Origin of the sequence: Silvimonas amylolytica (assembly GCF_014645555.1) — a bacterium.
In the GTDB taxonomy this organism is placed as follows: Bacteria; Pseudomonadota; Gammaproteobacteria; order Burkholderiales; family Chitinibacteraceae; genus Silvimonas; species Silvimonas amylolytica.
Genome location: NZ_BMLY01000015.1, coordinates 1 through 7,158, shown reverse-complemented (window position 1 = coordinate 7,158; position 7,158 = coordinate 1). Strand labels below are relative to the sequence as shown.

Sequence of the window (7,158 nt, the reverse complement as noted above, 5' to 3'; positions counted from 1 at the left end):
TGAGTTGCCTGGTTTTCGCAGAGTTGACGATCAATCCTGTAGTGGTCGATGAATACCAGCTCAATCTGCCTGGCTGCGCCTTTGTATGTTGCGCCAGGCGGATATATCCGGTCTTCGATAATTGTCCAGCCTGACCAACTGCCGAATCCTTCAGGAATCCGTCCAAGGACTTTGAAGAGTAGTAACTGGTAGGCCATGTATGGTACCGGCTGGATTCCGGTTTTCCATGCGTGCACGGTGTCGAGGTCGACTTTGCAGATTTCAGCGATTTCCGTTGCGGTAACGGAATACATCGCGTGCATCAGGTCGTTTTGATTTGATTTGAAGTCTGTGCGGGGAAATGTTCTGTTTTTATCCATGTTGTGCGCCCAATACGAAAAACCCGCCGTTCGTCGGCGGGTTTGAGTTTTATCGGTGTGACTTCAGGATGGATAAAGGGTGAGGAGGCTGGCTGTTTTGACAGTGGCCAAATTCCGGATACTTCTGAACAGACGCTCAATGTAACTTTACATAATATACATCGCTTTGGATTTATACCCTGTAAGCGATAGGGCGGACCTATCAGTTTGACCCCCTCCAGCAAGGGCTAGCGTCGTCGCCACAACCAGGGCAACCGGAAGGGTGTTCTTAGAGAAATCGCGCTTAATACCTTCCCAAAACCCGCGTTTTTCCTCACTTTTTGCCCGTTCCGCTTCAATGATTGCGGACAATTCTCGGGCGTCTCTTTTCAAAATATCCTGCAGTTTCATTAGCGCGTACATGTCGGGCGAGCTGGTTTTCTTCCGCCACTGACTAACTGATTGCGGGGTTAGTCCGATGTGCAGTGCTAGCTGTCGGTCACTCTCCGTTCCAATCTGTTTTTTTGCCTCGTCGATAATTTCGTCGAGCGTGTTCATGTGTTTTCTCCGTATCAGGAACTCTTGATTTAAAGAATTCCTGATGCTAGGGTATCAGTAATTCTTGATGCCAAGTTAGCACGCCAAAACATGTCCCGTAAACGCACGCAATCGCCCGATGTGACGCCCGCGCAAAAAATCGACGCCGGACGGGTCACGCCTGAGCAAATCGCCAAAATTGATGCGACGGTGGCGCGTGCCTTGTCTCCGGAAAACCGTACACGCCTGGAACGCAAAGAGGAATCAGAGGATAGAGTCGGTCGCCTGTTTCGGACGGGTGCTGGCGCGGCAGCGCCGGCCCCGGCTGAAAAGGCAGCCGACGGTGCACGGGAGACCCCCACTAGTAACACGGGGTTAACTGCCCAAAAAGAACCCGTCCCGACCATCAAACTGGTGATGTCTACCTCGGGTGAAATCGTTGAATACCCGATGCGCAGAGGGTGGGGCGGAGATGCCGCGTTCATCGACTGGGTGAGCTTCACGTTCCACAAAGACACCTGCGCCATGTTTGGCCAGTTCCTTCAGTGTGATGACGATTACGTGCTGGCCATGAGTCTCAAGCTGGAACAAATCTTTGGCTTCGGCGTGACTGGCAAGCGGCCTAACGGCGCTCATTTTTTCCGCCAGTCGTGGGATTTGGGCGATGGTTTCGGCCTCGTCTGCATCGGTGGCCAGCGAAACAAAATTCTAGTGTCGCTGACAGGCAAGGGCTGCGCTGCAGCGGAAGAGGGTTGGGAAGAGCGCCTGGTTAACTTCCTGCAGGATCAGGCAGAACAGCCAAAGCTCACGCGTGTTGATCTGGCTTATGACGACTACCTCGGTGAACGCTACACCGTGGATAAGGCCTTTGATGACTATAAGACCGATCTGTACCAGTGCTACCGGGGCAATGCGCCGGAATGCGAGCAAATGGGCAACTGGTACCGACCTAGCGGCAAAGGTCGAACGTTCTGCGTCGGTCTCCGTCGCTCCGGCAAGTACGCCCGTATCTATGAACGTGGCAAGAAAGAAGGGTGCAAAGAATCCCCGTGGGTGCGCATTGAATGTGAAAACAAGGCTGTCGGGCGTGTATTGCCGTTCGATATGTTGATGAACCCAGGTGCTTACCTTTCCGCCTGTTATCCCGCTTTCGAGTGGATCAGCGAAAAACAATCCCGCATCACCACAACAAAGCTGGAGATGGAAATTGCGGTAGATCGCGCGATTGAAATCATCAATCACCAGTACGGCAAATACATCGGCACGTTGGTGCACGTGCTTGGCCAGGACGAATTCCTGCGCCGCACTCAGCAAGACGGGGTGCCCAAGCGCCTGAAAGTTCCGACTTACACCCTTAGCCCGGCCCCTTTGACGCTCTCAGACCGTTCACGCCTGCTCGGTTGCGAGGTGGTGTCGCTGCCGGTTTGGGAAGAAGACATTCCTTTTGATTCAGTCACCGCTACCAGTGCGCCTTGGCGGAACCCGACTTCAGATGGCGCTTATCTCTCGTAAAGGAAATTGCAATGCGTTTCAAAACTACCGCAACCGTCGTCGGCGCAAAGATGTTCAAGGGTGAAGTTGACGGCCAAAACTATGACAGCACGACTGTTTTCACGCTGATGGATCAGGACGAATCCAAAGGCACGGCACGTGGCTTTGCTATCGCTGATTTCAAATTTCCTTCTTCCGATCTGTTTCAGCAACTCAAAGCGCTGAAATACCCGATTCAGGCTGAGCTGGAGCTGGATCAGGTGAGTAACGGCAAGACTGTGAAAACCGTGCTGGTGGGTCTGAAGCCGCTGGGTGGTGTGAATACCGCTGACGGTACGCTCAGCAAGGCTGGCTGATCATGGCAGTAGTCCCGGCCTTTTATGTGCAGGACAAGGATTCGGGCTACTTCATGCGGTCGGATGGTGACGGCGGAATTGACTACGTCCAGTTGATCACCGATGCGGATTTTTTCGATGACAGGGAATCCGCCATCACCACTGCTGCAGATTGCCTCAATCAGTTTGTCATTTTTGAGTGCTGGAAGAGGGCGCGCTGATGGACTGGCTTGTATGGGTAGTGCTTACCGCTGGCTTTGACTTGATGTTGCTGGTGTGTTGGTTCGTTATTCGCCGCCCGGAGGTTGCATGGAAAACATACCAATTCAAGAGATTGTCGCCGTCGTTGGTGCCGTGATTGTTCTCGCGCTCGGATTCAGCGCCGGGCTCAACGCATGAACGACAACCTCTTACTAATTGCCGCTGCACTGCTTGGTCTCTGGTGCGTCGGCTTTGCTGCTGGCTGGATGGTCAAGATCATTCGGCGGGCGATTGAGACCGTTGTTTAACCGCACAAGGAAAAACCATGAACCGCATTAACAAGATTGCCCTGGCTGTATTCGCTGCATCCGCTTCTGTCGCCGCCATGGCCGACACCACGGTTGACGTGACTCCTATCACCAATCTGACGACCTCGTTCACCACGATCATCGCGGCGGTGACTACCACTGTTGGCGTGATTTACGGCGGCTTTGCCGTCATCAAGCTGGTTAAGAAGGGTATTCGCGCAGCGTCCTAAGGCAATCGGCGTTTGCGTCCAATTAAACGGGGGCAGTGCCCCCGTTTTTCTTCGGTAAGAGCAATGCACTCACCCTCCAAGCTCATTCTGGCCAGCCTCGTTGTGATTCTCAGCGCCTGCGCGGCCACCCATCAGAGATATGTCTATGCAAACAGTGATCAGAACAATGTGGAGTCGTGGGGTGACTGGTATCACCGCATGGATTCGTGCGTTGGCGCTGGGCGTCATCCTTGTTTCTAGTGCTTGCGCAACTGCGGGTTGGATCGGGGAGGACCCCTACACGAATGGTAGTTGGTCCGGTCTTGGGAAGACGTGGGATGACTGGGGCACCATGTGCTCCGCTGTAGCCATCGCCCAGGGGATTAACGGTCCACCAGGAGCATTGTCATGCGGGGCCATCACACCTTCTTTTGATCAGAACGGTGACATTCAGGTAGCAGTTCAGATTCTGTACTGGGGGAACTGGGTGAGTACGACTATGTTTCGTTGTACCCCGGTTGGCACTTGTCATGATCCTATTGCGCAGCCGTGCGACTCGGGCAAAGACCTCGGGATGTATTACGTGGACGTGCCGGGCACAAAGTCTAATCCGGGTAACTGGAGTCAGGCGACCGACCTCAAGAAAGCGCAGTCAGCGATGAACAGTAAACTGCCGCAGTGCGTGAATTCTTGCCGCGCGACCTCAAGTAGTTGCGAGTCTGGCACTGGTCCAACCGGGGTGTCATGGTATGGTAATGGAGACGGAACGCCGGCGAAGTTGTACTGCCATCTGGTCACAACCGGCACCTCTTGCACTTCGTCTGACAGTAGTTCGGTTGGCACGCCAAGCCAGACAGCAGTCGGTTCGTCTATGTCTCAAGAGCCGCAGTCACCGAAAGATTGCCCAACTAACACTACCTTTGGCCAAGTCCAGAACCACAATGTTTGCGTGACTAACGCGCCGTTGCCGTCTCAGGCTTCGCAGCCCGCCAGTCAGACACCCGGGCCAAGCAATACAGACAACCCGGCAAACAATCAGACTGGAACAAACGCCAACTCATCTCTACCGCGTGATGCTGATGGCTGCATGTCCGGTTGCACTAGTTCCACATCCAATTCAACCAGTAGTTCGGTCACTGGTTCTACAGACGGGGCAGGCAATATCAAGCTGGATATCCCGAATGATTACAACAAGGAAACAACGCAGCAGTCCATCCTGAATGCGTTGACAGATTTTAAGTCGCCCGAGGGTTCAGATGGCATGGCCGATAAATACAAGGGTTTATCGGACGACTTCCAAAAAAAGGCGACCGACCAAATGAACGCCTTGGCCCAATCCGGAAGTATTGACGGTTATCACTTCGGATGGGACCCCGCGGCCATCTTCGCATCCGGTGGGCAGGCTCCACGTCTGTCGATCACGCTCCCGTTTGGCTCCGTGTCTTACGACTTTTCCGATGGCGTTTCGCGTGTCCGCGATATCTTCGGCTGGATTTTGTACATCCTGACTGCGTTCTCCCTTTTCCGTGTGTTTACTGGAGGTAAGGACTGATGGCCCTTTTTGCTGGTTGGTTGCTCACGCTGATTACGCAGGTGTTGACTGCGCTCGGCGTTTCCTTTTCTCGCAAGCTGGCGATTGGTGCTGCAGCAGTCGCGGCGATGCTGATCTGCCTGGGCGTATTCGTCACTGCGATTGGTGGCTTGCTGAATGGAATTGCGGCGGGTGCGCCTGAGTGGATCGTGCAGGGGATGTGCTTCATACCCTCTAATGCGCCTGCATGCCTCGGTGCTTATTTCTCCGCGCGCGTTGCCCGCTTTGTGTACGACTTCCACATGGATGCCATCAAGACACTGGCGGAGATCAACTGACCATGGCTGACTATTTTGTGACGGGGAAGAAAGGCTCCGGAAAATCGCTACTTGCTGTTGGCCGGATCAGGGATGCGTTGCTGGCGGGAAAGAAGGTTGCCACCAACCTGGATATCAAGCTGGACGGCTTGCTTCCTCATTCGTCACGCGTCACGTTAATTCGGCTCCCTGATGCTCCGACCATCCGGGATATGGAAGCGATCGGTCGGGGTCAGCCGGGTATTGTCGAGGAAGAAAACGGATTGATTGTCCTGGACGAATGCGCTGCTTTTCTGAACGCCCGGAGCTGGGGTGACAAGGAGCGGCAGCCGTTGCTGGACTGGTTCATTCATTCGCGCAAACTCGGTTGGGACACCATGTTTATTGCGCAAGGTCCGGCACAGATCGACAAACAGGTGCGGGACACGCTTGTTGAGTACCACGTTCCCTGCAAACGGCTGGACCGGCTATCGATACCAGTGCTGACGCATCTCACGGGCATTCGCCCGCCCAAGGTACATATGGGTATGGTCAAGTACGGAATGGACATGCATGCGATGGTGGTTGATCGCTGGTTCTATCGTGGTCGCGATCTTTACCCCGGATATGACACGGCTCAGATTTTTCTACCGGCATCGCATGACAAGGCCTGTGCGCTCCACACAATGCTTTCACCATGGCATCTGGCTGGCCGTTATGAGCCGGTCAAACTGCAGATGGATCGGCGTTTCCTGTTGTCGCTAGCTTGGCGGGTTCCGCTTTATGCGTATATCCGGGTGTGCCAAAAAATGGGGAGTAGGGTGCGCTTGCAGTATTAAAGATGTAAAAAACCGGCGTTTGCCGGTTTTTCGTCACTGTTACGCGCATTTTAGTTTTTCGTGGAGCCGCTTGGCGTTCTCGTTGCGCCATGTCCCGTTATCGTTCATGTACGCGGCTTCCAGCGATACCAGGGTTATTGCGATTTCTGCGCTATCCAGCTTTACGGTTGCGTTGCCGTTGACCTTGTCCCTTCTGCGCATCTCCTTCATGCGCTCGGCTGCGGTCTTCGCGTTGCCGGTGGCTGGTCTTCCGCGTTTCTTTGGGGCTTCGATCAGCTCAAGGGTTTGTTTGTCTTCGGGTTGCTTTGCCATGTCGCACCAATATTGTAACTGTTACGATAATTATAGCAGTGCAATTTCGTAACGGTTACGTTTAATGTGCCGTCTGTCTGAAATATCGTAACTGTTACGAATAATAGATTAGCCGCGACTGGGGTCCCCGCTTGCGGGGTGCGAGCGGCGGTGCAGGGCGGGGCGCTCCGCCCGTATTCCTTGCCCGGACCCCTTATTGCCAAACCGGGTTTCCGCTATGCTTCTCGGCGTTAATACGCACAAAAAATAAGATGTCATGCGACTCGCTATTTTCATGTTTTTGCTCGTGGATTTGATCATCTACGGTGTGCTGGATCATTGGGGGCCGTTTCACTTTCCTATGGGGAGTGATCGTGTGGCCACCATAGCCCTCCCTTGGCAGCGTGATCAACCTGAAGCGCCAATCCGTGGTGTCCGCTATGGGTTGCCACGTAGCACTGATCTCGCGGCTGACGAAGTCAAGATCAGGCCCAGCGCTGAGCTTCAGCCTAAAGCGTCTGATCCAGCACTAACGGCTGCGTCAGGGGCTCCGCACACGACAATTTACAAGTGCCGTTCTGACTCTGGCGGCGTGCTTTTTCAGGACACGCCGTGCTCCAAAAAATAGCTATCCAAACAGATTGTTAAGCATCATTCCCCAGCGGCTTTCCAGTCCGCATTGCTTCTTGTAGAAATCATGTCGGCGTTGCAGGCCTTCGATGTGAGTTGCCTGGTTTTCGCAGAGTTGACGATCAATCCTGTAGTGGTCGATGAATACCAGC

10 protein-coding genes are annotated in these 7,158 nt (G+C 53.9%); 7 read left to right on the top strand and 3 right to left on the bottom strand.

Annotated elements, in window-relative coordinates; all coding sequences use genetic code 11:
• Both IEX44_RS20750 and IEX44_RS20745 read right to left on the bottom strand, forming a co-directional pair.
• A partial coding sequence (locus tag IEX44_RS20750) for a hypothetical protein (RefSeq protein WP_188698818.1) occupies positions 1 to 359 on the bottom strand: 359 nt, incomplete at its 3' end.
• Between the two features lie 147 nt (positions 360 to 506).
• Positions 507 to 896 (bottom strand): hypothetical protein, encoded by a 390-nt coding sequence (locus IEX44_RS20745; RefSeq protein ID WP_188687906.1) that lies wholly within the window; start codon positions 894 to 896, stop codon positions 507 to 509.
• 90 nt (positions 897 to 986) lie between these two features.
• On the opposite strand from IEX44_RS20745, the gene IEX44_RS20740 reads away from it, so the two are divergent.
• From IEX44_RS20740 to IEX44_RS20710, 7 genes are all read left to right on the top strand, one after another.
• On the top strand, positions 987 to 2,387 hold the full coding sequence (locus IEX44_RS20740) for a replication initiation factor domain-containing protein (protein WP_188687904.1): 1,401 nt from the start codon (positions 987 to 989) through the stop codon (positions 2,385 to 2,387).
• Between the two features lie 11 nt (positions 2,388 to 2,398).
• Entirely contained in the window at positions 2,399 to 2,722 is a 324-nt protein-coding gene (locus IEX44_RS20735; RefSeq protein WP_188687902.1) for a hypothetical protein, read from the top strand.
• Between the two features lie 2 nt (positions 2,723 to 2,724).
• On the top strand, positions 2,725 to 2,922 hold the full coding sequence (locus IEX44_RS20730; RefSeq protein ID WP_188687900.1) for a hypothetical protein: 198 nt from the start codon (positions 2,725 to 2,727) through the stop codon (positions 2,920 to 2,922).
• 305 nt (positions 2,923 to 3,227) lie between these two features.
• Positions 3,228 to 3,440 (top strand): hypothetical protein, encoded by a 213-nt coding sequence (locus IEX44_RS20725; RefSeq protein WP_188687898.1) that lies wholly within the window; start codon positions 3,228 to 3,230, stop codon positions 3,438 to 3,440.
• Positions 3,441 to 4,290: 850 nt separating this feature from the next.
• A complete protein-coding gene (locus tag IEX44_RS20720) occupies positions 4,291 to 4,971 on the top strand; it encodes a hypothetical protein (RefSeq protein WP_188687896.1) in 681 nt (226 codons plus the stop codon).
• Complete coding sequence (locus tag IEX44_RS20715) at positions 4,971 to 5,288, top strand: DUF5455 family protein (RefSeq protein WP_188687893.1); 318 nt, start codon at positions 4,971 to 4,973, stop codon at positions 5,286 to 5,288. The genes IEX44_RS20720 and IEX44_RS20715 overlap by 1 nt, the downstream gene beginning before the upstream one ends.
• A 2-nt stretch (positions 5,289 to 5,290) precedes the next feature.
• Positions 5,291 to 6,085 (top strand): zonular occludens toxin domain-containing protein, encoded by a 795-nt coding sequence (locus IEX44_RS20710; RefSeq protein ID WP_188687891.1) that lies wholly within the window; start codon positions 5,291 to 5,293, stop codon positions 6,083 to 6,085.
• A 39-nt stretch (positions 6,086 to 6,124) separates the two neighbouring features.
• Here IEX44_RS20710 and IEX44_RS20705 read toward each other — a convergent pair whose 3' ends face one another.
• On the bottom strand, positions 6,125 to 6,397 hold the full coding sequence (locus tag IEX44_RS20705) for a hypothetical protein (protein ID WP_188687888.1): 273 nt from the start codon (positions 6,395 to 6,397) through the stop codon (positions 6,125 to 6,127).
• Positions 6,398 to 7,158 lie beyond the last annotated feature (761 nt).

What these genes read in the sequence shown, in the direction of transcription:
- IEX44_RS20745 (WP_188687906.1), bottom strand. Translation starts at nt 896, where the DNA reads ATGAACACGCTCGACGAAATTATCGACGAGGCAAAAAAACAGATTGGA.
- IEX44_RS20740 (WP_188687904.1), top strand. Translation starts at nt 987, where the DNA reads ATGTCCCGTAAACGCACGCAATCGCCCGATGTGACGCCCGCGCAAAAA.
- IEX44_RS20735 (WP_188687902.1), top strand. Translation starts at nt 2,399, where the DNA reads ATGCGTTTCAAAACTACCGCAACCGTCGTCGGCGCAAAGATGTTCAAG.
- IEX44_RS20730 (WP_188687900.1), top strand. Translation starts at nt 2,725, where the DNA reads ATGGCAGTAGTCCCGGCCTTTTATGTGCAGGACAAGGATTCGGGCTAC.
- IEX44_RS20725 (WP_188687898.1), top strand. Translation starts at nt 3,228, where the DNA reads ATGAACCGCATTAACAAGATTGCCCTGGCTGTATTCGCTGCATCCGCT.
- IEX44_RS20720 (WP_188687896.1), top strand. Translation starts at nt 4,291, where the DNA reads ATGTCTCAAGAGCCGCAGTCACCGAAAGATTGCCCAACTAACACTACC.
- IEX44_RS20715 (WP_188687893.1), top strand. Translation starts at nt 4,971, where the DNA reads ATGGCCCTTTTTGCTGGTTGGTTGCTCACGCTGATTACGCAGGTGTTG.
- IEX44_RS20710 (WP_188687891.1), top strand. Translation starts at nt 5,291, where the DNA reads ATGGCTGACTATTTTGTGACGGGGAAGAAAGGCTCCGGAAAATCGCTA.
- IEX44_RS20705 (WP_188687888.1), bottom strand. Translation starts at nt 6,397, where the DNA reads ATGGCAAAGCAACCCGAAGACAAACAAACCCTTGAGCTGATCGAAGCC.